A 1,749-nucleotide genomic window follows, 5' to 3' on the forward strand; every position below is an offset into this window, starting at 1 on the left:
GAAGGCGCTTGGGCACCGGACACCGGTGGAAACCCTCAAGGCCTGGCACCATGAACGCCCCGATTTATTTCGAAAACGTGTATATGACCAGGCGAGACCTGACACCTAAGCTAAGCGGCGCGGCGTTAGCCGCGTCCGGTGGAGCGCGCAGCGCGGAACGAACTTGAGTGAATTGTTGGCCACTATTTGCTTCGCCGCCAGAACTTGGCTCGTTTTCTAATTTCTTTTAGTATGAAGTCAATAAGTTCTTGGGCGAACGACCCGAAGCCAGGAATAGCTCCAGCAAGGCTTCCCAATATCACACTTCCTTTGTCTAGTGTCTGCTCTAGGTTATCTATTCCGCCATTTAATTCTAAGTCCATCAAGCTAGATTCAAAAGATTCTAACTTAAGATATAATTGATTTCCGGTCAATCCTGCAGCATGCATTTCAGGAAATTCGTCAGGATGCTGTAATTGTTCATGCTTCTTATTTTTATCGAGCAACGAGCATACCTCCTCAAAGGTTCTCCTGAAATTTTCTCGGAAGTTGATGCTAAAAAGAAGAAGCCCGCCACGATCAACTTCCTTTAACAGTTCAATCATCTGATCAATGAATATCCCCAAATCATGTTCTGGGTTGGAAATCATGATGACTCCTTATTGGTAGTGCTAACGCCTGAGCTTAGGTGCGTTTGAGGCGATGGCCGTTTTTACGGCAGCAAAAAGGGACAGCGGGTCAAACGTCACCTGCAGCGATTTGTTATGCGTCAGCTCTTCGGCGCGTCCGGAGCAATTCTTCTATCGCTTCATCCGCCATACATGCACCTATTTGCTTAGGTGTCCATTTGGAGGAACGCCGACGATCTTGTTCAGTCAGTCGGGGAAACAGCTCCGCCTTGAACTGTTCAAATGATCGGTACGTCTTGGTTTGCTCTTTAGCCGCCATTGGTAACTCCACGAAAATAGTTTGCAAAGAAATGTTGATTTAAGTCAGCAGGAAAATAATGTTTTCTCTTGACCCAGATAAGCCCATCCCCTTTGGAAATTACGGCAACGTCAATCGGTCCACCAACGGTCTCCATAGATTCCGTAATTCTTCTTTTAAATGCCGTGAGATTTACCAACGCTTCAGCCATAGCTGCCAACTCATCTTTTGGCAGTACCGTGACCATTCTCAGAACGGGATGAGACTGTTCGTCACGCAAATGGTCGCCAAGTTCTTCAAAAAACCCACGCAGCAATTTGTCCACTTGCGACTTGAAGCGCCTCCTTTCCTCAGGTGGATTCCACTTCGGATCAAGCAACTCTGGCAGTCGATTGAAAGCTTTCGATAAGTAGCTTTGGAGGAAATATAGAACTTGCGGATTGATGCCGTTCATAAACGTTGCGACCATGTCTTCCTGCGCAAAGGCGATGATCCTACACTCATTACCAGTACTGATGCTGTGCGATTTATCCAGATTGCGCCGGTACTTCAGCTTGTTCTCAATCACACCTTCGACATCAAAGGTAATCACTGTCGGGTAGATTTCATGTTCACCGTAGCCCGCAATAACTAGGCCAGACACGCCGGTGGAGAAAACTTGACGCGTATGGATAAAGGTAGCTATGTCGTACAGCTTGGAAGCCAACACTCCTGTAATTCGGACTTTTTCAAAAACGCCTTCCCGGATCCCTGTCTGTCAACCTGAAGCCATACAACCCTTTCATGGGTTAATGTAGATTTCAGGGCGACGACAGCAGGAGCAGACCGATGCCCAAGGCACCG

At 47.5% G+C, this 1,749-nt stretch carries 2 protein-coding genes and 1 pseudogene; 1 reads left to right on the forward strand and 2 read right to left on the reverse strand.

The features are described 5' to 3' along the window. A pseudogene (locus G332_RS13815) lies at nucleotides 1–109 on the forward strand (IS481 family transposase); the annotation flags it as partial. Between the two features lie 73 nt (nucleotides 110–182). Here the strand turns inward: G332_RS13815 and G332_RS13620 are convergent. Together G332_RS13620 and G332_RS13050 are read right to left on the reverse strand one after the other, a co-directional pair. Further along, a complete protein-coding gene (locus G332_RS13620) occupies nucleotides 183–629 on the reverse strand; it encodes a hypothetical protein (RefSeq protein WP_156000881.1) in 447 nt (148 codons plus the stop codon). Nucleotides 630–916: 287 nt separating this feature from the next. Next, nucleotides 917–1,612: a hypothetical protein gene (locus G332_RS13050; protein ID WP_019627342.1), complete on the reverse strand. Its 696-nt coding sequence runs from the start codon at nucleotides 1,610–1,612 to the stop codon at nucleotides 917–919. Nucleotides 1,613–1,749 lie beyond the last annotated feature (137 nt).

The organism is Thioalkalivibrio sp. ALJT (genome assembly GCF_000381825.1).
Classification (GTDB): Bacteria; Pseudomonadota; Gammaproteobacteria; order Ectothiorhodospirales; family Ectothiorhodospiraceae; genus Thioalkalivibrio.

Bases quoted from the DNA above. Each gene is read 5' to 3' on its own strand.
- G332_RS13620 (WP_156000881.1), bottom strand. From the start codon at position 629: ATGATTTCCAACCCAGAACATGATTTGGGGATATTCATTGATCAGATG.